Origin of the sequence: Lutibacter sp. B1, assembly GCF_012524075.1 — a bacterium.
GTDB lineage: Bacteria > Bacteroidota > Bacteroidia > Flavobacteriales > Flavobacteriaceae > Lutibacter.
Genome location: NZ_JAAZUI010000018.1, coordinates 22,960 through 47,105 on the forward strand (window position 1 = coordinate 22,960; position 24,146 = coordinate 47,105).

Annotated in this window: 20 protein-coding genes and 1 riboswitch; of the genes, 10 read left to right on the top strand and 10 right to left on the bottom strand. The window is 30.0% G+C overall.

Features of this window, described 5'->3' with window-relative positions:
• From HGB55_RS11135 to HGB55_RS11155, 5 genes are all read right to left on the bottom strand, one after another.
• Nucleotides 1-669, bottom strand: a complete 669-nt coding sequence (locus tag HGB55_RS11135) for a YggS family pyridoxal phosphate-dependent enzyme (protein WP_168816975.1) — start codon at nucleotides 667-669, stop codon at nucleotides 1-3.
• A 41-nt stretch (nucleotides 670-710) separates the two neighbouring features.
• The gene (locus HGB55_RS11140; RefSeq protein WP_168816976.1) at nucleotides 711-1,952 is read right to left on the bottom strand and encodes a DUF1015 domain-containing protein; all 1,242 of its coding nucleotides are present in this window, start codon (nucleotides 1,950-1,952) and stop codon (nucleotides 711-713) included.
• A 108-nt stretch (nucleotides 1,953-2,060) separates the two neighbouring features.
• Complete coding sequence (locus HGB55_RS11145; protein ID WP_168816977.1) at nucleotides 2,061-3,011, bottom strand: D-2-hydroxyacid dehydrogenase; 951 nt, start codon at nucleotides 3,009-3,011, stop codon at nucleotides 2,061-2,063.
• Complete coding sequence (gene serC, locus HGB55_RS11150) at nucleotides 2,992-4,095, bottom strand: 3-phosphoserine/phosphohydroxythreonine transaminase (RefSeq protein WP_168816978.1); 1,104 nt, start codon at nucleotides 4,093-4,095, stop codon at nucleotides 2,992-2,994. Before serC ends, HGB55_RS11145 begins: the two co-directional genes overlap by 20 nt.
• A gap of 80 nt (nucleotides 4,096-4,175) precedes the next feature.
• Nucleotides 4,176-5,237 carry an acyl-CoA reductase gene (locus HGB55_RS11155; protein WP_168816979.1) on the bottom strand — a complete coding sequence of 354 codons (1,062 nt, stop codon included), beginning with the start codon at nucleotides 5,235-5,237 and terminating at the stop codon, nucleotides 4,176-4,178.
• A gap of 59 nt (nucleotides 5,238-5,296) precedes the next feature.
• On the opposite strand from HGB55_RS11155, the gene HGB55_RS11160 reads away from it, so the two are divergent.
• On the top strand, nucleotides 5,297-5,647 hold the full coding sequence (locus HGB55_RS11160) for a 4Fe-4S dicluster domain-containing protein (RefSeq protein ID WP_168816980.1): 351 nt from the start codon (nucleotides 5,297-5,299) through the stop codon (nucleotides 5,645-5,647).
• A 117-nt stretch (nucleotides 5,648-5,764) separates the two neighbouring features.
• Here HGB55_RS11160 and HGB55_RS11165 read toward each other — a convergent pair whose 3' ends face one another.
• Nucleotides 5,765-7,078 (bottom strand): sugar MFS transporter, encoded by a 1,314-nt coding sequence (locus HGB55_RS11165; RefSeq protein WP_247649208.1) that lies wholly within the window; start codon nucleotides 7,076-7,078, stop codon nucleotides 5,765-5,767.
• A gap of 121 nt (nucleotides 7,079-7,199) precedes the next feature.
• Here HGB55_RS11165 and ychF point away from each other — a divergent pair, with 121 nt between their 5' ends.
• The 3 genes from ychF (at nucleotide 7,200) to HGB55_RS11180 (ending at nucleotide 13,016) form a co-directional block, all read left to right on the top strand.
• Nucleotides 7,200-8,294, top strand: coding sequence for a redox-regulated ATPase YchF (gene ychF / locus HGB55_RS11170; protein WP_168816981.1), 1,095 nt, complete (start codon nucleotides 7,200-7,202; stop codon nucleotides 8,292-8,294).
• A gap of 116 nt (nucleotides 8,295-8,410) precedes the next feature.
• Entirely contained in the window at nucleotides 8,411-10,264 is a 1,854-nt protein-coding gene (locus tag HGB55_RS11175) for a DNA topoisomerase IV subunit B (protein WP_168816982.1), read from the top strand.
• Between the two features lie 139 nt (nucleotides 10,265-10,403).
• Nucleotides 10,404-13,016, top strand: a complete 2,613-nt coding sequence (locus HGB55_RS11180; RefSeq protein ID WP_168816983.1) for a DNA gyrase/topoisomerase IV subunit A — start codon at nucleotides 10,404-10,406, stop codon at nucleotides 13,014-13,016.
• Between the two features lie 5 nt (nucleotides 13,017-13,021).
• Here the strand turns inward: HGB55_RS11180 and HGB55_RS11185 are convergent, their stop codons facing one another.
• Genes HGB55_RS11185 through HGB55_RS11195 form a run of 3 tightly spaced genes read right to left on the bottom strand, consistent with a single transcriptional unit; the run spans nucleotide 13,022 to nucleotide 15,181 of the window.
• Nucleotides 13,022-13,600: an NAD(P)H-dependent oxidoreductase gene (locus HGB55_RS11185; RefSeq protein ID WP_168816984.1), complete on the bottom strand. Its 579-nt coding sequence runs from the start codon at nucleotides 13,598-13,600 to the stop codon at nucleotides 13,022-13,024.
• Nucleotides 13,601-13,629: 29 nt separating this feature from the next.
• Nucleotides 13,630-14,004 carry a hypothetical protein gene (locus HGB55_RS11190; protein ID WP_168816985.1) on the bottom strand — a complete coding sequence of 125 codons (375 nt, stop codon included), beginning with the start codon at nucleotides 14,002-14,004 and terminating at the stop codon, nucleotides 13,630-13,632.
• Between the two features lie 37 nt (nucleotides 14,005-14,041).
• A complete protein-coding gene (locus HGB55_RS11195; protein WP_168816986.1) occupies nucleotides 14,042-15,181 on the bottom strand; it encodes an ABC transporter substrate-binding protein in 1,140 nt (379 codons plus the stop codon).
• 67 nt (nucleotides 15,182-15,248) lie between these two features.
• A riboswitch (cobalamin riboswitch) is annotated at nucleotides 15,249-15,457 on the top strand.
• Nucleotides 15,458-15,540: 83 nt separating this feature from the next.
• On the opposite strand from HGB55_RS11195, the gene HGB55_RS11200 reads away from it, so the two are divergent.
• Nucleotides 15,541-17,445: a TonB-dependent siderophore receptor gene (locus HGB55_RS11200; RefSeq protein ID WP_168816987.1), complete on the top strand. Its 1,905-nt coding sequence runs from the start codon at nucleotides 15,541-15,543 to the stop codon at nucleotides 17,443-17,445.
• Nucleotides 17,446-17,517: 72 nt separating this feature from the next.
• Here the strand turns inward: HGB55_RS11200 and HGB55_RS11205 are convergent, their stop codons facing one another.
• Nucleotides 17,518-18,039 (bottom strand): hypothetical protein, encoded by a 522-nt coding sequence (locus HGB55_RS11205; protein WP_168816988.1) that lies wholly within the window; start codon nucleotides 18,037-18,039, stop codon nucleotides 17,518-17,520.
• A gap of 270 nt (nucleotides 18,040-18,309) precedes the next feature.
• Here HGB55_RS11205 and HGB55_RS11210 point away from each other — a divergent pair, with 270 nt between their 5' ends.
• The 5 genes from HGB55_RS11210 to murA all read left to right on the top strand — a co-directional run bounded on the left by HGB55_RS11210 (nucleotide 18,310) and on the right by murA (nucleotide 24,138).
• On the top strand, nucleotides 18,310-19,371 hold the full coding sequence (locus tag HGB55_RS11210; RefSeq protein WP_247649209.1) for an OmpP1/FadL family transporter: 1,062 nt from the start codon (nucleotides 18,310-18,312) through the stop codon (nucleotides 19,369-19,371).
• Nucleotides 19,355-19,654 (top strand): hypothetical protein, encoded by a 300-nt coding sequence (locus HGB55_RS15520; protein WP_247649210.1) that lies wholly within the window; start codon nucleotides 19,355-19,357, stop codon nucleotides 19,652-19,654. The genes HGB55_RS11210 and HGB55_RS15520 overlap by 17 nt, the downstream gene beginning before the upstream one ends.
• A 149-nt stretch (nucleotides 19,655-19,803) precedes the next feature.
• Nucleotides 19,804-22,131, top strand: coding sequence for a UvrD-helicase domain-containing protein (locus HGB55_RS11215; RefSeq protein WP_168816989.1), 2,328 nt, complete (start codon nucleotides 19,804-19,806; stop codon nucleotides 22,129-22,131).
• A gap of 64 nt (nucleotides 22,132-22,195) precedes the next feature.
• The gene (locus HGB55_RS11220) at nucleotides 22,196-22,810 is read left to right on the top strand and encodes a DUF4290 domain-containing protein (RefSeq protein WP_168816990.1); all 615 of its coding nucleotides are present in this window, start codon (nucleotides 22,196-22,198) and stop codon (nucleotides 22,808-22,810) included.
• Between the two features lie 20 nt (nucleotides 22,811-22,830).
• A complete protein-coding gene (gene murA / locus HGB55_RS11225; protein WP_168816991.1) occupies nucleotides 22,831-24,138 on the top strand; it encodes a UDP-N-acetylglucosamine 1-carboxyvinyltransferase in 1,308 nt (435 codons plus the stop codon).
• Nucleotides 24,139-24,146: the final 8 nt, after the last annotated feature.

Consider the following 24,146-nt stretch of genomic DNA (forward strand, 5'->3'; position numbering starts at 1 on the left):
TTAATTATAGTTTCTTTCTCCAAAAATAGCACTTCCAACTCTAACCATATTGCTACCTTCTTCAATAGCAATTTGATAATCTCCACTCATTCCCATAGATAATTTAGTAGGTGTGAAATTAAACGATTTATATTTTTTTAATGAGTTAAAAATGTTTTTTAGTGTTTTAAATTCGTTTTTAATAATATTTAGGTCATCAGTAAAACTTGCCATTCCCATGAATCCTAATATATGGATATTTTTTAAACTTTTTAATTCTTCTGAAGTTATAAAATTTTCAGCTTCTAAGGCAGATAATCCAAATTTTGTTTCTTCACGGGCAATTTTAATTTGAAGTAAACAGTTTATAATTCTTTTATGTTTTATGGCTTGTTTGTTAATTTCTTTTAATGTTTTAAAACTATCTACACCATGTATTAAATGTACAAAATGTGCCATATACTTTACCTTATTACTTTGTAAATGGCCAATCATATGCCACTCAATGTCTTTAGGCAAATCTTCATATTTTTGAACCATTTCCTGAATTTTATTTTCACCAAAAGCTCTTTGTCCGGCATTATAGGCTTCTAAAATATCAGAAACTGGTTTTGTTTTAGATACCGCAATTAATGTAACGTTTGCGGGAATTGTGTTTTTTATTTTTTGTAGACTTTCTGCTATACTCATTATAATTGTTAAAATAAAGTACAAATGTAATTGAAATATAATTAATCATTTATTTCAAATATGGTTAATCCACTTCTTAATTTAGGTTCAATATAAGTGCTTTTTGGAGGCATTTTTAAATTTTCATTTACTACGGCCTTTAATTGTTCTACTGTTATAGGAAACATTCCAAAACCAACTTTGTAATTTTCAGAATCTACAATTTTTTTTAATTGTTTTTTGTTGTAAACTGCAGGAATACATTTAATTCGGGAATCGGTTTTTAAATTTTTAATTCCTAAAATAGGTTTTAATATAGTTTTATATATAATATGTGTATCTAAATCTGAAAGTGCGTTGTTTATTTTATAGTTTGTATTTTTTAAATATAGAGAATAATAATCTCCGTCTAAATACATATTAAAATGATGCTTTTTTGTTGGTTTATAAAATTTTTGACCTCTATTTTTTACTGTATAAAATTCACTTAGTTTATCTAAAAAATCTTCTTTAGTTAATCCATTTAAATCTTTTATAAATCGGTTAAATTCAGAAATTTTCAAGTTAGAATCTGAAATCAAATAGCTCATAAAATAATTATAACCTTCATTTCCGGTATGATTTTTATTGAGTTTCTTGTACTTTTTTGCTAAATAGTTTGAAGATGCTGTTCTGTGATGCCCATCAGCAATATAAAGAGCGTTCATTTTAGAAAATTCTTTTTCGATAAGTTCAATATCAATATCATTATCAATAATCCAGAGTTTATGCAATCTTTTTGTATGTGTTGAAAACTCGTATTCTGAACGCTTTTTGGAATACTTTTTATAAATAGTATTTAAAATTGTATTTTCAGGATACGTGAGTAGTACCGGCTCTGCATTAAATCTTGTAATGCCTAAATAATTTCCAAACAATTCCTCACGTTTTTTTAAAGTATCCTCGTGTTTTTTTATTATGTTATTTTGATAATCGTTAACGTGTGCTATAGCAATTATTCCCCAAAAAACATCATTTTCGAAAGATTTTTGATGTAGGTAATAACAAGGTTTTTTATCTTTTGTATAAATATTGGCATATTTAAAATCTTCATAGGTTTTATAAACCATTTTGAAGCGTTCTTTTCCAGTAATTCTTTGATGTAAATTGTAACCGGGTTCAATTATATGTAAAAACGAAAAAGGGTTGTATTTTAATTGAGTTTTAAGCTCTTTTTTTGAATATTCATCATAAGATCTTGATGTTGCTAATGCAGCTTTATCTCTTGTAGGCCTTATTGCTTTGAATGGTTTGATTATAGCCATAATTTAGTTTAAATAATAAGCTAAATCAAAGTTACAATTTTTAGAAGTTTTAAACTAAAAAAGGCTGTTAAAACAACAGCCTTTTAAGGATTTATTTTATTGTGAAAATTATTTTAATATTTCAATAATTTGTTCAGCTAATTCTGTACCAATTCTATTTTGAGCTTCGCCTGTTGCAGCTCCAATATGAGGTGTAAGTGACAGATTAGGGTTCATTAACAATTGAATTTCAGGTGTTGGCTCTTTTTCAAACACGTCAAGTGCAGCTTTTGAAACTTTGCCACTTTCAATGGCTTTTATCAGTTCAATTTCATTAATTACACCACCACGAGCTGCATTTACAATAAATACACCATCTTTCATTAATTTAAATTCTTTTTCAGAAATCACGTACTCTTTTTGTGCCGGAACATGTAATGAAATAAAGTCGGACTGTTTTAAAACTTCTTCTTTAGAAATTGTATTGATTTGGAAAAAAACTGCTTGATGATCAAAAAATTCTATTTCAAGATTTACCTGTTCAATAAAAGGATCATACGCTACAACTTTCATTCCTAAACCAAGGGCAATTTTTGCTGTTGCTTGTCCAATTCTACCAAAACCGATAATACCAATTGTTTTTCCTTTTAACTCTACACCTTTAGCATAAGATTTTTTTAAAGTATTGAACTTTGAATCACCCTCTAATGGCATATTTCTGTTAGATTCATGTAAAAAACGAACCATACCAAATAAATGAGCAAACACTAATTCTGCAACAGAATGAGAAGATGCAGCAGGTGTATTTATTACATTCAGTCCTTTTTCACGCGCATACTCAACATCTATATTGTCCATTCCAACACCACCACGACCAATAATTTTAAGTGAAGGGCAGTTATCTATTATATCTTTTCTAACTTTTGTAGCGCTTCTTACAAGTAATACAGATATCTCATTTTTATTAATATAATCTACCAGTTGTTCTTGAGCTACTTTTGCCAGGTCTACTTTAAATCCGGCTTGTTCTAATGCAATAACGCCACTAGTTGCTATTCCGTCATTTGCTAATACTTTCATCTTTTTGATTTTTTGTTTTATAGTTTTTTTCTAGTTGTTGCATTACATCAACTAATACTTGGATGCTTTCTATTGGCATAGCATTATAAATACTGGCTCTATATCCTCCAACCGAACGATGACCTTTTAACCCACTTATTCCGGCATCATTCCAAAGTTTGTCAAAAGCTTCTTTATAAGCTTCATCTATAAGGTTAAAAGTAACATTCATTAACGAGCGGTCTTCTTTTTCAGCAAAACCAATAAATAGAGAATTTCTATCTATTTCATTATAAAGTAAAGTTGCTTTTTCTTGGTTTATTTTTTCGATAGCAGAAATTCCTCCTAAATCTTTTAGCCATTGTAATGTTAACATTGAAACATAAACCGCAAAAACAGGAGGCGTGTTAAACATACTGTCTTTACTAATATGAACTTGGTAATCTAACATTGAAGGGATGGTACGGCCTGTTTTTCCTAAAATTTCATCTTTCACAACAACTAAAGTTGTACCTGCAGGGCCCATGTTTTTTTGAGCACCGGCATAAATTAAATCGAATTTGTTAAAGTCTAATTGACGTGAAAATATATCAGAACTCATATCACAAACCAGTAAGCTGTCAGTTTTAGGAAATTCTTTTAGTTGAGTTCCAAAAATTGTATTGTTAGATGTACAATGTACATAATCAACATCAGTTGGTACGGTATAATTTTTAGGAATATAATTATAGCTTTGGTCTTTCGAGGAGGCAAATACTTCAACTTCGCCTAACAATTTTGCTTCTTTAATTGCTTTTGAACTCCAAGTACCTGTATCTAAGTACCCGGCTTTTCCGCCAACTTTTAAAAGATTGTAGGCAGCCATTAAAAATTCTAAACTGGCACCACCTTGTAAAAACAAAACGGAGTAACCTTCAGGAAGGTTTAAAAGTTCTTTAACTAAATTACGAGCATTTTCCATAACCTCAATAAACTCTTTGCTTCTATGCGATATTTCGATTAAAGATAAATCGATACCATTAAAATTTACTACCGCTTCAGATGCTTTTTTTAAGACTTCTTGAGGTAAAATGCAAGGACCTGCACTAAAATTATGTTTTTTCATTTTATGAAGTATGAAATTAATATAAAACAAATTTCGTTAAAAAAAGGTAAAAAAGGCTATATATTTTTACAAAAAAAAGATTAAATTCTTAACAAAAAATCAACAGTATCAACATTATCCGCATAATTCCATAATTCAGGTTGCTGAGTTTTTCCAAACTTCACAAAATCGAAAACGTTTTCGTTACATGCAACACATTGAATGGCTGACTGTTCGCTATTTAGCCTTTGTGTTAAGTTGTTAAATGACGTATAATACTCGTAAAACAGAGTTGCAATAGGAGAGGAGTAGCTAGTATCTTCTTTTAGCATTATAAAACCATTTTCTCTAAGTTTATATAAACTCATTAAATAAACTGCTTTGTTATAATCGTAGTTATTTTCGTATTTTTTGTAGTTTATAATATCTTTGAATTTATACAAGGCATTAAAAAGTAAATCGAAATTATAATTTGGGGGAACAAATATTTTTGAAACGCTTCGGCAACCTAATCCAAAATATTGAAAAATATCTTCACCTAAAGCTTCTAATTCTTCTTTAGTTTCTTTACCGGTTATAATTGCAACTGAATTTCTGTTTTTTCTAATTATGTTTGGAAATTTCCCAAAATAATGCTCAAAATAGCGTGCTGTATTATTGCTTCCTGTTGCAATAACAGCATCAAAATCAGTTAATTTATCTTCAGTAAAAGTTATTTTATTTTTAAAGGAAGGATTGTAATATTCTAAAAATTTTGCGATTAGCGGTAAAAAATGTTTATCGTTTGACGATAGTTTTACCATAGCATTATGTCCACATATTAATACGGATAAAAAATCGTGAAAGCCAACTAAAGGAATATTACCGGCCATAATAATGGCAACATTTTTGGGCTGTTTCAGTTCGTTAAAATTATAGGTAGAAGTCCATTTTTGTAGATTTTCATTAGTTAGCGTTTCACTCCAACTTTCAAATGCTTTTAAAACGTTATCTTTTGTAAACCAACCGTTGTATTCTTGTGCTCTTTCAATTTGCATTTTAAATACATCAAAAAATAGATCATTAAATTCTGATATTTCTTTTTTTTCTATTCCTTTGGTTGTGAATTGCTTAAAAAAACGACCTAATTCTGTAAATGCTTCAATTCGCTGGTTTAAATTCATTAATGATAATCTTAAAATTAAAGTTTTATATTTACTGCAAAATTAATCTAAATAAAATTATGGCAATAAAAATAACTGATGAATGTATAAATTGTGGGGCTTGTGAGCCGGAATGCCCAAATAACGCTATTTATGAAGCAGCTGAAGATTGGAGATTCTCTGACGGAACTTCACTTTCAGGAAAAATAATATTACCTAATGGTGGTGAATTTGATGCTGATGAATCGCAAGAACCGAAAAGTGATGAATATTATTTTATAGTGACCGATAAATGTACTGAGTGTAAAGGATTTCATGATGAGCCGCAATGTGCAGCTGTTTGTCCGGTAGATTGTTGTGTGCCCGATGAAGATAATGAAGAAACAGAAGAAGAATTACTTTCTAAACAACGTTTTTTACATGACGAATAGCTAATGCTAATAAATTACAAAAAACTCCAAATTATTGGAGTTTTTTTGTTTTAAAGTGAGTTCGATTAATTAAAAAATTTAATTAATTTCAGATATTTTTAAACCAAACTTACTTTTTTACCCTTTTTGTTCTATATATGAATTACTTTTTTTAGCAAAATAAAAGATATAGAAGTAACATAAAATCATAACTAATAAAGCTGGTTTAAAATCAAACTTATCAGTAAAAAAGCCATATAAAGGAGGTATAATTGCCCCACCTGCAATGGCAGTACAAAGTATTCCTGAGGCTTGTGGTTTGTACTCACCTAAACCGGTTAATGATAATGTAAAAATTGTTGGAAACATAATTGAGTTAAATAACCCAACCAATAAAATACTCCACATTGCAACAAAACCATTAGTATTCATTGAAATTGCCAATAAGGTAATGGCCATAATTGCAAATATTGCCAATATTTTTGAAGGAGCTACAATTCGTGTTAAATAGGCTCCAATAAATCTGCCAACCATTGCACCAGACCAGTAAAAAATTACAAATGCTCCAACAATAGCTTTATTATCTACACTTTCAAGATTTTTATTCAATACAAATTCAGAAATTTTAGACATAAATTCACTATTTCTAATCAATTCAGGCATATTCATATTTAAAAAATAGTTTACTAAGTAACTTCCAATTGCAACTTCAGCACCAACATATAAAAAAATGCCAACAGCACCCATTTTTAGTATGTTGTGTTTTAATGCATTTTTGTATCCAAAACCTTCTTTTTTCTTTAAAATATTAGGAAGTTTTATAAATGAAATTATAAATGCGAGTAATAATAAGGAACCTGCCAATACTAAAAATGGATTTTGAACAGCAGATGCTTCTCCAATTAAATATGTTTCTTTTTCTGCAGGTAATAAATTATTTATTTCTTCACTATTTTTTATGGAGTCGCTTAATATAAACATTGCTCCAAAAGCCGGTGCAATTGCAGTTCCTAATGAGTTAAATGCTTGTGATAAATTTAAACGGCTTGATGCTGTTTCTTCGGGTCCTAAAACTGCAACATAAGGATTTGCAGCTACTTGTAATACGGTCATTCCGCCTGCTAAAACAAAATAGCCAAGCATAAAAAGAGGAAATATTCGATATGAAGCTGCCGGATAGAATAATAAACATCCTATACCCATAACAGATAATCCTAAGAGAATACCTTTTTTATAGCCTATTTTTGATAAAATAAAACCAGAAGGTATAGAGAGTAAACCATAAGCCATAAAAAAAGCGAATTGTACTAATCCTGCCTGAAAATAAGTAAGCTCAAAAACTTCTTTAAGCCTTGGAATAAGAGAATCTACTAATACAGTAATAAATCCCCACATAAAAAAAAGCGAGGTTAATAAAGCAAATGCTTTATTGTAATTTTTGGAAGAATTCAAAAGAAAATATTTTATTTATTAGAAGAAATAAAGATAAAAAATATATGCTAATTAGTATTCTAAAAATCAAATTTAAATAACCAAAACTTAATACTATATTTGTAGCATTAAAAATATTTAGATGAAAGCAGGAATTGTTGGATTACCAAACGTAGGTAAATCTACTTTATTTAATTGTTTGTCGAATGCAAAAGCACAAAGCGCAAACTTTCCATTTTGTACTATTGAGCCAAATATAGGTGTGGTAAATGTACCCGATAATCGATTAACCAAACTTGAAGAATTGGTAAAACCGGAGCGTGTTTTACCTGCAACAGTTGATATAGTTGATATAGCAGGATTGGTAAAAGGTGCAAGTAAAGGCGAAGGATTAGGGAATAAATTTTTGGCAAATATCAGAGAAACAGATGCTATCATTCACGTGTTGCGTTGTTTTGATAATGATAATATAGTTCACGTTGACACAACTGTAGATCCTGTTAGAGATAAAGAAACAATTGATATTGAGTTACAGTTAAAAGACCTTGAAACTTTAGATAAAAGATTAGAACGTGTTAGAAAAACGGCGAGAACTGGTAACAAAGAAGCGCAAAAAGAATTAGAGGTTTTAGAAAAAGTTAAAGTTGGATTAGAAGCGGCAATTTCAGTTAGAGCAATAGATTTAACAGATAAAGAAAGAGAAGAATACATAAAGCCTATTCAGTTTATTACAGATAAGCCGGTATTGTACGTTTGTAATGTTGATGAAAATTCAGCAGTTACCGGTAATAGTTATGTTGATGCGGTAAAAGACGCTGTAAAAAATGAAAATGCTGAAGTTATTATTTTAGCTGTAGGTACTGAAGCCGATATTACAGAATTGGAAACTTATGAAGAACGTAAGTTATTTTTAGAAGATTTAGGTTTAGAAGAACCCGGAGCATCGGTTTTAATTAGAGCGGCTTATAAATTATTAAATTTACAAACCTATTTTACAGCCGGTGTTAAAGAAGTTAGAGCCTGGACTATACATATTGGTGATACTGCACCTCAAGCAGCAGGTGTAATTCACAGTGATTTTGAGAAAGGTTTTATTAGAGCTGAAGTTATTAGCTATACTGATTTTGTTAATTACGGAAGCGAATTAAAAGTAAAAGAAGCCGGAAGAATGCGTGTTGAAGGTAAAGAATACGTTGTACACGATGGAGATGTTATGCATTTTAGATTCAATGTTTAAACAATTTTTTAGATAAAAATTCTTTTGAAAGTCTGTTAATAACTAAATTAGCAGACTTTTTTATTTTTTGAGGCAAAATAGTACTTTAGCATTTCTTCAAGAATTTTACTATATAAATGGCAGAACAAACAACGTATACAGAGGATAATATCCGTTCACTCGATTGGAAAGAACATATTAGAATGCGTCCCGGAATGTATATCGGTAAATTAGGTGATGGATCATCTCCTGATGATGGTATTTACATTCTTATTAAGGAGGTATTAGATAATTCTATTGACGAATATGTAATGGGAGCTGGAAAAACCATTGAAGTTTCGGTAAAAGAAGAAATAGTTACCATTAGAGATTATGGAAGAGGCATTCCTTTAGGAAAAGTAGTAGATGTGGTTTCTAAAATGAATACTGGTGGTAAATACGATTCTCGTGCGTTTAAAAAATCAGTAGGGCTTAATGGTGTTGGTACAAAAGCTGTTAATGCGTTGTCGTCTTATTTTAAAGTACAATCAATTCGTGATGGTCAAACAGTTTTTGCCGAATTTTCCGCAGGAGATTTAACTCTTGAAGAAAAAGTTCAAGAGTCTTCACTACGTAAAGGAACCAAAGTAACCTTTGTTCCCGATAAAACTATTTTCCCCAAATTTAAATTCAGAAGTGAATATATTGTAAAAATGATTAAGAATTATGTGTATCTAAATACAGGATTAACCATAATTTTTAATGGAGAAAAATATTATTCTGAAAATGGTTTAAAAGATTTATTAGAAGAAAATATAGCAGATGAATTTATGTTATTTCCTATAATTCATTTAAAAGGTGAAGATATTGAAGTGGCATTAACCTACAGTAAAGCACAATATAGTGAAGAATATCATTCATTTGTAAATGGACAACATACTACACAAGGAGGTACTCATCAAAATGCATTTAGAGAAGCTATTGTTAAAACTATAAGAGAGTTTTTTGGAAAAAATTACGATGCTTCAGATATACGAAAATCGATAGTTTCAGCTATTAGTGTAAAGGTAATGGAACCTGTTTTTGAAAGTCAAACAAAAACAAAATTAGGTTCTACAGAAATGGGAGGAGGTTTACCTACTGTTAGAACTTTTATTACTGATTTTGTTAAAACTAATTTGGATAACTATCTCCATAAAAATCCTAATGCTGCAGAAAAAATTCAGAGAAAAATTTTACAAGCAGAAAAGGAACGTAAAGATTTATCCGGTATTCGAAAATTAGCTCGTGAACGCGCAAAAAAAGCAAGTTTACACAATAAAAAATTACGCGACTGCCGTATTCATTTAAACGATTTAAAAAAAGACGATCGTTTAGAAAGCACTTTGTTTATAACTGAGGGAGATTCGGCAAGTGGCTCAATTACAAAATCGAGAAACGTAAATACACAAGCAGTTTTTAGTTTACGTGGAAAACCGTTGAATTCATATAATATGAGTAAAAAAATTGTGTATGAAAACGAGGAGTTTAATTTATTGCAAGCGGCTTTAGATATTGAAGACGGATTGGAGAATTTACGTTATAATAATATTGTAATAGCTACCGATGCCGATGTTGATGGTATGCATATTCGTTTATTACTGATCACTTTCTTTTTGCAGTTTTTTCCTGAATTGATTAAAGAAGGACATTTGTATATTTTAGATACACCTTTATTTAGAGTTAGAGATAAAAAACAAACATTTTATTGTTATTCTCCGGAAGAAAAACAAGACGCTATTAATAAATTAAAAGGAAAACCTGAAATTACTCGATTTAAAGGATTAGGAGAAATTTCACCGGATGAATTTGTTCATTTTATTGGGAATGATATTCGTTTAGATCCTGTAATGTTAGATAAAGAAATGTCTATAGATAAATTGTTGGAATTTTATATGGGTAAAAACACTCCCGATCGTCAAAAATTTATTATAAATAATTTAAAAGTTGAATTAGACTTAGTAGAAGAATAAGAATTTTACGTAATAAAATAGGTTACTGAGCGGAGATGAAGTAATGGCAAAGGATTTTTTCATTATAAAAAATGAATAATAATAAAAAAGAATAATAAGTTTCCTTCCCTTTGGGAAGAATTAAGGTTGGGAATATAATATGCAAGAAGAAAACAACGAGCATTTAAACGAAGAATTTGGAAATCAGGAAACCATTACCAAAGTTACAGGAATGTATAAAGATTGGTTTTTGGATTATGCTTCGTACGTTATTTTAGAAAGAGCAGTACCTGCAATTAAAGATGGTTTTAAACCGGTACAGCGTAGAATTATGCATTCAATGAAAGATTTGGATGATGGACGCTATAATAAAGTAGCCAATATTGTGGGGCATACAATGCAATACCATCCGCATGGTGATGCTTCTATTGCCGATGCAATGGTGCAATTAGGGCAAAAAGAATTATTGATTGATATGCAGGGTAACTGGGGTAATATTTTAACTGGAGACGGTGCCGCAGCCTCACGTTATATTGAAGCTCGTTTATCCAAATTTGCATTAGATGTTGTTTTCAATCCTAAAACTACCGAATGGCAAGCTTCTTACGATGGTAGAAAAAAAGAACCCGTAGATTTACCTGTTAAATTTCCAATGTTGTTGGCTCAAGGTGCTGAAGGTATTGCTGTTGGTCTTTCAACCAAAATTTTACCGCATAATTTTAACGAATTGATTGATGCTTCCATAAAACATTTAAAAGGGCGTAGTTTTACATTAGTTCCAGATTTTTTAACAGGAGGTATTGCTGATGTATCTAACTATAGCGATGGAAAACGCGGAGGTAAAATTAGAGTAAGAGCTAAAATATCTCAACTTGATAAAAAAACGTTGGTTATTACTGAGATTCCTTTTGGAACAACAACAACTTCATTAATTGATTCAATATTAAAAGCAAACGATAAAGGAACCATTAAAATTAGACAAATAGAAGATAATACAGCTGCTAATGTTGAAATTTTAGTGCATTTGCCTAATGGAATTTCACCCGATAAAACCATTGATGCATTATATGCATTTACAAATTGCGAAAATTCAATTTCTCCTTTAGGTTGTGTTATTGATGATAATAAACCGGTATTTATTGGTGTGTCAGAAATGTTAAGACGCTCAACAGATCATACAGTAGAATTATTAAAAGAAGAATTAGAAATTCAATTAAATGAACTGGAAGAGCAATGGCATTTTGCATCATTAGAACGTATTTTTATTGAAAATAGAATCTATCGTGATATTGAAGAAGAAGAAACGTGGGAAGGTGTTATAAAAGCTATTGATGAAGGATTGAAACCTCATATAAAACATTTAAAAAGAGCGATTACTGAAGAAGATATTATTCGATTAACCGAAATCAGAATTAAAAAAATATCAAAATTTGATATAGATAAAGCAAAACAATTTATTGAAAGCTTAGAAGATAAAATTGCTGAAGTAAAAAATTATTTAGCCAATTTAATTGATTTTGCAGTTGAGTATTTTAAAAACTTAAAAACTAAATACGGTAAAGGTAAAGAGCGTAAAACCGAATTGCGTTTATTTGATGATATTGTTGCAACTAAAGTTGTAATGAGAAATACAAAACTGTATGTAAATAAAGAAGAAGGTTTTGTAGGAACTTCACTTAAACGAGACGAATATGTTGATGATTGTGCTGATATTGATGATGTTATAGTTTTTAGAAGAGATGGCGTTATGATGGTTACAAAAGTTGATGCTAAAACTTTTGTAGGAAAAGATATTATTCATGTTGCAGTATTTAAAAAGAACGACAAACGTACGGTTTATAACATGATTTATCGTGATGGTAAAAGTGGGCCAAGTTATATGAAGCGTTTTAATGTAACAGGTGTAACACGCGATAAAGAATATGATTTAACTGCAGGAAATAAAGCATCAATTGTACACTATTTTACGGCTAATCCAAACGGTGAAGCTGAAACAGTTACCATAAATTTACGTGCAGTAGGAAGTATTAAAAAACTTAAATGGGATATAGATTTTTCTGAATTAGCAATTAAAGGACGAGGTGTAAAAGGAAATTTAGTAACAAAATATGCTATTAAAAAAATTGAGTTAAAATCGGAAGGAGTTTCTACTTTAAAACCTCGAAAAATTTGGTTTGATGATGTTGTGCAGAGATTAAATGTTGATGGAAGAGGTGAGTTGTTAGGTGAATTTAAAGCTGAAGACAGATTGCTGATTATTACTCAAAAAGGTATAGTTAAAACAATTAAACCGGAGTTAACTACGCATTTTGAAAATGATATGATTGTTTTGGAAAAATGGATTCCTGAAAAACCAATTTCAGCAATTTATTTTGATGGTGAAAAGGAAAAATACTTTGTAAAACGATTTATGATTGACAATCCTAATAAAGAAGAAATATTTATATCAGAACATCAAAAATCTCAATTAGAAATTGTTGCTACAGATTACAGACCAATGGTTGAAGTTGTGTTTTCAAAAAGAAGTTTAGAAAATATAACTGTTGATTTAGAGGAATTTATTGCTATAAAAGGTATTAAAGCGTTAGGAAATCAATTGACTGCTGATAAAATTAAGCAAGTTAATTTGTTAGAACCATTACCTTATGAAGCTCCTGTAGTAAATGAAGTGGAAGTAAATGAAGAAGAAATTTTTGACAATTCTAAAAAAGATGACAATGAGGATAAAGAAAATAATAAAAATAAAGACGATGGGCAAACAACACTATTTTAATACTTTTATTTATTTTCGAAACCTAATTTTTCTATTTTTTTCAACCATTTTATTCTAAACTCATTTTTAGATAATCTGACAGGTCCTATGGCTGTTATTTTAACTTTTTGAATACCTACAAATTGCAGTGTTAGCTTTTTCATTGCTTTGTGGCTTGGTGCTCCATAAAACCATTTGTAATACCAAACGGGAGCATCCATAGTACATATTAACCGAGCAGTTTTACCGGTTAAACATTTATCCCACCAATGTGAATTTTCTCTGTACTTGAAGGCAAAACCTGGAATAAATGTTCTGTCTATAAAACCTTTCATTATAGCCGGTATTGATCCCCACCAAACAGGATAAATCCATACTATATGTTGTGCCCACTTAATTTTTTCTTGTGATTCAATTAGATCAGGTTCAAGTTCGGTCCTTGTTCTGTAACCGGCTTTTAAATTAGGATCGAAATTTAACTCTCCAATATTTATTTCTTTCAGTTGAGAGCCAGAACTAATAACTCCAGTTTTATATGCTTCAGAAATAGAATAGTTAAAACTTTCTTTATCAGGATGTCCGTTAATAATGAGAATTTTTTTCATTTTCTCAAAATTTGTTTATAATAAAAGACTTAATGTAAAACCCACTCAATAGCTGCTTCCATACTACTAAATGGGCTAGATTCGTAACCATCATCTTTAGTTTTAACTAAAATAGGTATTACAACATCTTTAGGATTATCAGTAACAATGCCTATTTTATAATTTCTAAAAATTTCAATATGTTTTTTATAAAAATCAGCTATTGCTGTATGTTCATCAGGTTTCATGTCAAGAGTTGCATTTGTATAATCTAATACAAAACCTTTTGTATCTTTCGGAATTAAATTGTTTTTAAATGCATATTCCCAAGAAGACTCAATATCATTAATGGTAATATGGCCATAATAATATTTAAATAAAATTTTTAATGAATTGTTGAAATGGTATTTAAATTTATTATTCATAATTTATTGCGTCATCTTTATAAAGATAATAAAAAAATCAATATAATTTTTGATAAAATGTAAAATTATAATCTTCAAGTAGTTCAGGATGAGCAATTTTTATAATATCTTTTAAAACCAAATCAGGTCTTGAAGGAGCTAATTCAAAATAAATAATTCCGCCTTTTTCACCTTGATTATTTACAAAAGAGTAGATGTTTTTATTTTTAAACGCTTTGAATTTCGGATAAATATCGTTTGCGTTTTCAAGTTGTTTTAAAGAGGTATAAAAACTTGGAGATAACCAAATATCAGCATCTTTTCCTTTTTCAAAAACATTTTCGATATTTAATGACAGGCTTCCTTTTCCATTGGAGTTTTTCCATAGATAATTTGTATTGGCATCATTTAAAAAAGCAGCTTCAAAACTATCTCCGGCAGGCAAATTCCATATATCTTTAAATAGTCCACCCGAAATAACAGTAGGTTTATTTGTTGCTTTTAAGGCAATATTTTTTGCTTCAAAATAATTTTTTTCAATAGCATTAAAAATACTGTCAGCTTCTTTTTCTTTATTAAAAAGAATACCAAAAAATTTAATCCATTCTGCTCTGCCTAAAGGAGTTTCTTCTAACCAATCACCATTATAAATTACAGGTATTCCTAATTTATCAATGTTTTCAAGCATTTTATTATTGCTATTAATTGAAAAACCAATAACAGTATCAGGTTGTAAGTTTAATAGAACTTCAGTATTTATATTTTCTTCATTTCCAAGCTCCATAATTTTACCCGAATTTATCAACTCACGTGTTTTTTTGGATGAAATATAATCGGTATTTGGATATCCAACCAACTTATTTTCAACGTGTAATAGTTCAAGCATTGGAATATGAGTGGTGCTGGTAACAACAATTGAATTGATGGGAGTTTTAATAATTTTTCGACTTTTATCAATAACTGAATCAGAATTTGTTAAAATATACTCAAAAGTGTTTTCAGCGTTTTGATAAGGAGTTTTGATGATTAGTTTTTTATAATCCTCATTGTATTGAATATCAAAACCTTTTGCATATTTTATTGCACTTTCTTTAGATGAAAAAGTATTAAATAAATGTTTCTCTTTTTCATTTTTACATGAAAAAAATGAAAGAAAAAGTAATGTTAATACTACAATTTTTGTGCTTAGTGTATCCATCTAAAAAATTTATGACAAATGTAATATTTTAGAATTTTAATAGTACTTATTACTCTTAAATTAATTACTTTTGTTTTCAGATTATGGTTCTTATTTATACTTCGTGTAAATAAGTGAAAAGGGAATTCGGTTAAAATCCGAAGCTGTTCCCGCAACTGTAAGCTAAGCCAATTTTTTGGTGGTTGTTATTTAAACTTTTAACCACTGTTCTAATAGAATGGGAAGGTAAATAACAATACGCAAGCCAGGAGACCTGCCACAATCAATATAGTTCAAACTTTCGGGCGAAAGGTTTGAGTATGGTTTTCTATACTTAAAAATTTACCTGATTTATTTTATTAATTAAATCATATTAAAAAATGAAAAAAAATTCATTTTATCTGGGTATTTTATGTTTATTATTTGCGCAAAATACTGTAAAAGCTCAAGAAAAAAATAGTATTGAGCAGTTAAACGAAGTTGTAGTTACGGCAACTAAATTTGCGATTAGAAAAGAACAAGTAGGTAAGCTTGTTTATCAAATTTCACCTGAAGAAATTAATAATTTTAAAGGGCAAACCATTGTAGATGTGTTAAATACTATTGCCGGAATTGAAATTAATGGTACAAATAGTGCTGCCGGAAAAAACAAAAGTATGTATGTTAGAGGAGGTAGAAACCGCCAAGTTTTAGTTTTGATTGATGGTGTTCCTGTAAGTGATCCGTCAGGAGTTACTACAACCTACGATTTGCGTTTGCTCACTTTAAGTCAGGTTGAATCAATTGAGGTTATGAAAGGTGCATCAAGTACGTTGTATGGTTCTGGTGCAGCAACGGCCGTTATCAACATTAAATTAAAAAAATCATCAAAAAAGTCTATTTCAGTTAATTATCAAGTGTCTTTAGGTACTAATAATTCTGAAGATAATTCTGATATCAATTTAAATGATGCAAATCAAAATATTGCGCTTACAGGTACCGTAAATAAATTCAATTATTTAGCTTCGTTTAATGCAACTAATACTAACGGTTTGTCTGAAGCAAGTGATAAAGATAGTTCTGTAAAATTTGAAAGTGATAAGTTTACCGCAACTAATTCTTTTATTCGTTTTGGTTATGAATTTAGCCATAAATTAAATGTGCAATTATTTAGCAATTTTGATAAAAATAAGTATGATTATGATGCTGGTGCTTTTGCAGATTCTGATATCAATAATGGGGAAAACGAGCAGCTTAGATTTGGTGTGTCTTCAAATTTTATCTATGCAAAAGGAAGTTTAGCTTTGGTGGCTTCATATAATAAAATAGACAGAACATTTGATAGTTTTAATAGTTGGACAAATACTGTTGATGGATATAAATATAAAGGAGTAACTTACGATGTAGATTTGGTAAATAACTATAAATTATCAGATCAAATTCAATTTATAACAGGAATTAATTATCAGCAACAAAAAAACAACACAAACACACCTTATGGCAATATAAGTGATGCTATTGCTAAGTATGATATTGTTGATCCGTATGTTTCTGTGGTTTACAATACTTCTTTCGGATTTAATATTACAGCAGGTACACGTTTAAACAATCATAGCGAATACGGAAATCATTGGGTATACAATATCAATCCTTCTTATAATTTTTCTGATAATTTCAGGATAATTTCTTCCTACAGTACAGCATTTATAGCACCAAGTGCTTACCAGTTATTTTCACAATACGGAAATGTTGATTTAGAACCAGAAGAAAATAATACAGTTGAAGCCGGATTTGTTTTTTCGCAGGATAAGCAATTTGAAATAAATTCAGTTTTCTTTTACAGAGAAGAAGATAACGCTATTATTTTACCTGATTACGTAACGTATGTAAATTCTGAAGAAACTCTTAATGCAAAAGGTGTAGAAACAGAAGTTCAAATAGATATTTTAAAAGATTTTACTTTTAGATTAGGACATACATACACTCACAAAAGCTCAGATTTAGATTATATTCCAAAAAATAAATTTACAGCTTTGTTGGAAACAAATAGTATCAAAAACACCTACCTGTCATTATTGTTTAAAAATATTTCAAAAAGAACTTATTTTGATCAGTGGGGCACAGGCTCAACAATAAATTTAGATGCATATAATTTAGTAGATTTTAATGCAAATCATACTTTGATAAAAGATAAACTAACCGTTTTTGTAAATGTGACTAATATTTTTAATGAAGATTACGTAGAAACTATAGGTTATACAACAAAAGGTAGAAATTTTAAAGTGGGATTAGATTTTACATTTTAAGAAAATAGAAAAAGGTTAATTAAAAACATAATTTATTTGTCATTACAATGACAGTTTTTAATTAATCTTTTTTTATATGAAGTTTCTTACTTCATCTTTTATAAAAGCTAAAGCTGTGGTTGAAGGAGGAGAACTGTTAAGCATTCTTTTTAATATCGCTTCTCGTAGTTCTTGCGCATTGGTAATCAGTTCATCTTCAGAAGTTTTTTTTATAATATGTATAGTAGAATTTTTTGATGCTATAATAACATTCCAACACTTTTCAGAAATATAAATTTGTTGAGCTATATTATGTTCAAACTCTTGCTCAATAGTGTTTATAAGGCTTTGTGTGTAAGCAAATTTATCATTATTAACAGATGTAACCCTTAACAAAAGGTTTGAAGGGTTTATCCGTTCCAAAAATAATGTCATACGCTCGTATGCCTGAAGTTTTATAGGAAATGTGTGTTTACTATTTTCTTTAAGTATGTTCAACTGCATCTTACGTTCTTCATTTTTGGTATGATTTACAAAAAAATAATAAGCAACTAATCCGGTTATAATTGATGGTATTGTGTAACTTAATAAATCTATAATTTTTTCTATGTCCATAAATAACTTATTTCGTTCAAAAATATATTTTGTAAAATTAACACACAATTTATAATTAAATTTTATTGAAAATATAATTATTTAAACTTTTATTAGTAAAATAAAATTTTGTTCCTTTTATTTGTAACCTATGTTACATTTGTAAAACCTAATTCCTGACAATTGTCAGTTATTCTATGTATTAAACAAATTATTTTTGTCAATGAAAAACAGATAAAAATATCCGTAATTCAAATATAAATAACAAAATATTAAATGAAAATTAAGATTATGAAAAAATTACTACAATTAGCAGTATTGTTTTTAACAACAGTAACTTTTGCTCAAGTTGGCCATGTTATGCAGGGTATTGGATCTGTAAATATGTCAATGGGTGGAGCTGCAACTGCGCAACCATTAGATATAAGTGGTGCTTTACAATGGAATCCTGCAGCGATTTCAGTTTTTGATGATAAAATAATAAATTTTGATATTGGGTTATTCTTTTCATCGCCGGAATTAAGCGCTAGTTTACCTGCCGGAATGATGGGAGAAGGTTCTCCCGCAGTTTCAGGTATTACAAAAGATGATAAAGGAGTTTCACCAATGCCTGCTTTAGCCATGGTTTGGGGAAAAGAAGACAGCAAACACACGTTTGGTGTTTCAGTATTTGGTATTAGTGGTTTTGGAGTTACATTTCCTGAAGAGAAAAACAATCCAATGAGTCCTACTTTCAATCCTACACTGAATTCAAACCCTATAAGCTATGCACAAAATATGGGAGGCTTTGGGCATTTTGAATCAAACTATATGCTATTACAAGTTGGAGTAACGTGGGCGTATGAGATAACAGAAAAATTTTCAATTGGTATTCAACCAACTATTAATTATGGAGCTTTAAAAATGGAACCAAACCCAATAGCATCTCCAGGTGCTGCCGGTTATCCAAAAAGTGATAATGCATCTGCAATAGGTTTTGGAGGACAAATAGGTTTATTTTATGATTCAAAAGAAGGAGTTAAAATTGGAGCTTCTTATAAAACAGAACAAGAATTTGGTGATTTAGAATTTGATAACAAATATTTAGATGGTACTGAAGCTCCGGGAGCTGATTTTAAAATGAATTATCCTTCAATTTTATCATTTGGTTTGGGATATTCTATAGAAGATTTTGATTTTGCTGTTGACTATAGATTGATTGATTATGAAAATACAGATGGTTTTATTAAAAAGGGTTGGACTCAAACAGGTTCTGTAAAAGGATTTGGTTGGAAAAATGTAAACGTATTATCGGCTGGTATTCAATATAAAGGAATTGAAAGACTACCTTTAAGAGTTGGTTATACTTACTAGTAGTAATCCTATTGATGAAGAATTAGCATTCTTTTCAATGCCTGCAACTGCTGTTATTAAAAATGCCATGCAATTTGGATTTAGCTATATCATAAATGATAACTTTACATTAAATGGAGTATACCACCATGGAGATAGTGGAGACAAAACAGAAGGTCCTATGCTAAACCCAATGATGGCTTCACCTCAAAACCCTTATGGAGCAATGCCTGGAACTAAAGTAGGTTATGAAATGACTACCGATATGGCAATGGTAGGTGTAACTTATACTTTTAGTAAATAAGTTTAAAAGAAAAAAAACTAAAAAAACGGCTTCAATTCGAAGCCGTTTTTTTGTTTTAAGCCGAAAAAATAACGTGTAAAAACATTGTCAATAACTTTTATTGCTTAACTTAATTTGTAATAGTACTTTTGAATTTTTAAAGAATTCCTGTGACTAGTTACTTAAAAAACCTTAATGAATCTCAACGAGAAGCCGTTTTACATAAAGATGGCCCCATGATAATTATTGCCGGTGCCGGTTCAGGAAAAACACGCGTATTAACGTATAGAATAGCCCATTTAATGAATCAAAATGTTGATCCGTTCAATATTTTAGCATTAACTTTTACCAATAAAGCAGCACGTGAAATGAAAGATCGTATAGCGGGTGTTGTAGGTTCTTCTGAAGCAAAAAATTTATGGATGGGTACTTTTCACTCGGTTTTTGCTCGTATTTTACGATCAGAAGGTGATAAATTAGGTTTTCCTTCAAATTTTACTATTTACGATACGCAAGATGCTGTTAGGTTGTTAACTTCCATTATAAAAGAAATGGAGTTGGATAAGGAAAAGTACAAGCCAAAACAAGTTTTAAGCAGAATTTCTTCCTTTAAAAACAGTTTAATTACCGTTAAAGCTTATTACGCTAATCCGGAATTAATTGAGGCTGATAAAATGGCACAACGTCCAAAAATGGGTGAAATATACCATCAATATGTTGAGCGTTGTTTTAAAGCTGGAGCAATGGATTTTGATGATTTATTATTAAGAACCAACGAGCTTTTAACTCGTTTTCCACAAGTATTAGCAAAATATCAAGATCGATTTAAATATATTTTGGTTGATGAGTATCAGGATACCAATCATTCGCAATATTTAATTGTTCGTGCATTGGCCGACAGATTTCAAAATATTTGTGTAGTAGGTGATGATTCTCAAAGTATTTATGGGTTTAGAGGAGCAAATATTCAAAATATATTAAACTTTCAGCGCGATTACGAAAATGTAAATATTTTTAAATTGGAACAAAATTACCGTTCTACTAAAAATATTGTTGAAGCGGCAAATAGTGTTATTGAAAAAAATAAAACAAAACTTGATAAGCAAATTTGGACTGAGAACACTGCAGGATCTAAAGTAAAAGTAATGAGAACTTTTACGGAAGCCGATGAGGGTAGATTTATTGCAAATTCTATTTTTGATAATAAAATGAATTTGCAACTTAAAAATGATGAATTTGCAATTTTATATCGTACAAATGCACAATCGAGAGCTATTGAAGATGCGCTTCGAAAAAAAGATATAAAGTATAAAATTTATGGGGGTTTGTCTTTTTATCAACGGAAAGAAATCAAAGACATTCTAGCGTATTTACGTTTGCTTATCAATCCGAAAGATGAAGAAGCATTAAAACGTGTTATAAATTATCCAATGCGTGGTATTGGAGCTTCAACTGTTGATAAGCTTACAGTTGCAGCAAATCATTATAAAAAATCAATTTTTGAACTGCTTTTAAATCTTGACAAAGTTAATCTGAATTTGAATTCAGGCACTAAAATAAAGTTAAACAACTTTGTAACCATGATACAACACTTTCAAATTGAAGCACAAACTAAAAATGCGTTTGAAGTTGCAGAATTTGTAGTGAAGCAAACACGGTTAATTAAAGATTTAGAAAAAGATGGAACACCAGAAGGAGTTAGTAGAGTAGAAAATGTGCAAGAATTACTGAATGGAATTAAGGATTTTATAGAAATACAAAAGCAAAAAGAAGAAGATGATTCTTTAGCATTTTTTTTAGAGGATGTAGCCTTAGCAACCGATTTTGATAGTGAAAAGAAAGATGATGAGCCAAGAGTTTCGTTAATGACAATTCACTTAGCAAAAGGTTTGGAATTCCCTTATGTTTATATTGTTGGCTTAGAAGAAAACCTATTTCCTTCAGCAATGAGTATGAATACACGAAGCGAATTAGAAGAAGAGCGTCGTTTATTTTATGTGGCTTTAACAAGAGCTGAACAACAAGCTTATTTAACGTATGCGCAAACCAGATATCGTTGGGGAAAATTAATAGACTGTGAGCCAAGCAGATTTTTAGAAGAAATAGATGAGAAATACTTAGAAAATTTAACTGAGAAAATGGTACAACCAAAACAAAGTAAATTTATAAATGAAGATATTTTTGGAAGTGTACCACAAAATAAAATAAGATTTAAAAAACCAATACCTCGAACACCAGTTAAGAAAAAGGAAGAACCAAAAATAACATTTCAGCCACCAAAAAAATTTAAAAAAGTACCAAATATTCCAACTAAAAATTCAAACTTATTCGATATAAATTTGACAGTTGGAAATATTGTTGAGCATAAAAAGTTTGGTAAAGGTGAAGTTTTAAATTTAGAAGGTACAGGAGTTAACCAAAAAGCTGAAATTAAATTTGAAACTGTAGGTGTTAAAAAGTTATTATTACAATTTGCAAAACTTACAATTATAAGCTGAAATAAGATTGTAAAACCAATATTTTAGTTGTAATTTGCATAAAATAAAAGAGAAGAACAGATACATGGAATTTGATTTAGAATACAATTCGGAAAGACCTCATTTAATTATCCCGGAATACGGTCGTCATATACAAAAATTAGTCAATCATTGCGTAGCTTTACAAGATATTGAAGAGCGCAATAAAATGGCAAAAGCAATTGTTGATGTTATGGGAAATTTGCAGCCTCATTTACGTGATGTGCCCGATTTTAAGCATAAATTATGGGATCAATTATTTATTATGTCTGATTTTAGATTAGATGTAGAGTCACCTTACGAAAAACCGGAAAAAGAAGTATTACAAGCAAAACCGGAGCCCTTGGCATATCCGAGAGCATCTTCAAAATATAAATTTTACGGTAGAAATATTCAAACTATGATTGATACTGCTTTAACTTGGGAAGAAGGAGAAGCACGAGAAGCATTGTATTATGTTATTGCAAATCACATGAAAAAATGTTATTTGAATTGGAATAAAGATACCGTTGAAGATCAAATTATTTTTAACCACCTTTCTGAACTTTCTAACGGAAAAATTGATTTAACAAAAAAAGAAGAATCTTTATCAGAAGTTAAAGACTTAATGAGGAAAAGAAAACCAACAGGAAATAAGCCTCGTCAAAAGAAAAAAAAATAATCAACTATAATTAATATATAATGGCAACATTTGTAATTGAAGGAGGCCATAAATTAAGTGGAGAAATTATTCCTCAAGGAGCTAAAAATGAGGCACTACAAGTCATTTGCGCAGTCTTATTAACAGCAAAAAAAGTTACAATTAGTAATATACCTGATATAAGAGACGTTAATAAACTGATTTTTATTTTAGGAGAATTAGGAGTAAAAATAACTAAAGTAAACGAAGATACTTATACTTTTCAGGCAGATGATTTAGATTTAGAATATTTAGAATCTGAAAAGTTTAAAATAGATGGTAGTTCTTTACGAGGTTCAATAATGATAGTTGGGCCATTGTTAGCGCGTTTTGGAAAAGGTTATATTCCGCGTCCGGGAGGTGATAAAATAGGAAGAAGAAGGTTAGATACTCATTTTGATGGTTTTATAAAATTAGGAGCTAATTTTAGATACAATAAAGATGAAAGGTTTTATGGTGTAGAAGCAGAACAGCTAACAGGAACAAAAATGTTGTTAGATGAGGCCTCTGTTACCGGAACAGCAAATATTATTATGGCAGCTGTTATGGCCAAAGGTATTACAAGTATTTACAATGCTGCTTGCGAACCATATATTCAACAATTATGTAAAATGTTGAATAGTATGGGAGCAAAAATTAATGGAGTTGGCTCTAATTTATTAATTATTGAAGGTGTTAGTGAGTTGAAAGGTTGCTCTCATAGAATTTTACCTGACATGATTGAAATAGGTAGCTGGGTTGGGATGGCTGCTATGACAAAATCTTCATTAACTATAAAAAATGTAAGTTGGGACGATTTAGGTTTAATTCCTCGTGTTTTTCAAAAATTAGGTATAAACTTAGAAAGAAAAGGTGATGATATTTTTGTGCCGGAACAAGACAGCTACGAAATACAAAACTTTATTGACGGCTCAATATTAACCATATCAGATGCTCCTTGGCCGGGTTTTACTCCAGATTTGCTAAGTATTGTTTTGGTAGTTGCTACTCAAGCAAAAGGAAGTGTTTTGATTCATCAAAAAATGTTTGAAAGTCGTTTATTCTTTGTTGATAAATTGATTGATATGGGCGCAAAAGTAATTCTATGTGATCCTCACAGAGCAACTGTAATAGGTATGAACCACGAATCGAGCTTAAAAGCTACAACTATGACTTCACCTGATATTAGAGCCGGAATATCATTGCTAATAGCGGCACTCTCAGCTAAAGGTACAAGTACAATTCATAACATTGAGCAAATCGATAGAGGATATCAGCATATTGATAAAAGATTGCAGGCAATTGGTGCTAAAATTACGAGAGTTGAGTAAAATATTTA

Bases quoted from the DNA above. Each gene is read 5' to 3' on its own strand.
- HGB55_RS11190 (WP_168816985.1), bottom strand. From the start codon at position 14,004: ATGAATAATAAATTTAAATACCATTTCAACAATTCATTAAAAATTTTA.
- HGB55_RS11210 (WP_247649209.1), top strand. From the start codon at position 18,310: ATGAAAAAATTACTACAATTAGCAGTATTGTTTTTAACAACAGTAACT.
- HGB55_RS11135 (WP_168816975.1), bottom strand. From the start codon at position 669: ATGAGTATAGCAGAAAGTCTACAAAAAATAAAAAACACAATTCCCGCA.
- ychF (WP_168816981.1), top strand. From the start codon at position 7,200: ATGAAAGCAGGAATTGTTGGATTACCAAACGTAGGTAAATCTACTTTA.
- HGB55_RS11180 (WP_168816983.1), top strand. From the start codon at position 10,404: ATGCAAGAAGAAAACAACGAGCATTTAAACGAAGAATTTGGAAATCAG.
- HGB55_RS11185 (WP_168816984.1), bottom strand. From the start codon at position 13,600: ATGAAAAAAATTCTCATTATTAACGGACATCCTGATAAAGAAAGTTTT.
- HGB55_RS11220 (WP_168816990.1), top strand. From the start codon at position 22,196: ATGGAATTTGATTTAGAATACAATTCGGAAAGACCTCATTTAATTATC.
- HGB55_RS11175 (WP_168816982.1), top strand. From the start codon at position 8,411: ATGGCAGAACAAACAACGTATACAGAGGATAATATCCGTTCACTCGAT.
- HGB55_RS11155 (WP_168816979.1), bottom strand. From the start codon at position 5,237: ATGAATTTAAACCAGCGAATTGAAGCATTTACAGAATTAGGTCGTTTT.
- HGB55_RS11160 (WP_168816980.1), top strand. From the start codon at position 5,297: ATGGCAATAAAAATAACTGATGAATGTATAAATTGTGGGGCTTGTGAG.
- serC (WP_168816978.1), bottom strand. From the start codon at position 4,095: ATGAAAAAACATAATTTTAGTGCAGGTCCTTGCATTTTACCTCAAGAA.
- HGB55_RS11145 (WP_168816977.1), bottom strand. From the start codon at position 3,011: ATGAAAGTATTAGCAAATGACGGAATAGCAACTAGTGGCGTTATTGCA.
- HGB55_RS11200 (WP_168816987.1), top strand. From the start codon at position 15,541: ATGAAAAAAAATTCATTTTATCTGGGTATTTTATGTTTATTATTTGCG.
- HGB55_RS11195 (WP_168816986.1), bottom strand. From the start codon at position 15,181: ATGGATACACTAAGCACAAAAATTGTAGTATTAACATTACTTTTTCTT.
- HGB55_RS11140 (WP_168816976.1), bottom strand. From the start codon at position 1,952: ATGGCTATAATCAAACCATTCAAAGCAATAAGGCCTACAAGAGATAAA.
- HGB55_RS11205 (WP_168816988.1), bottom strand. From the start codon at position 18,039: ATGGACATAGAAAAAATTATAGATTTATTAAGTTACACAATACCATCA.
- murA (WP_168816991.1), top strand. From the start codon at position 22,831: ATGGCAACATTTGTAATTGAAGGAGGCCATAAATTAAGTGGAGAAATT.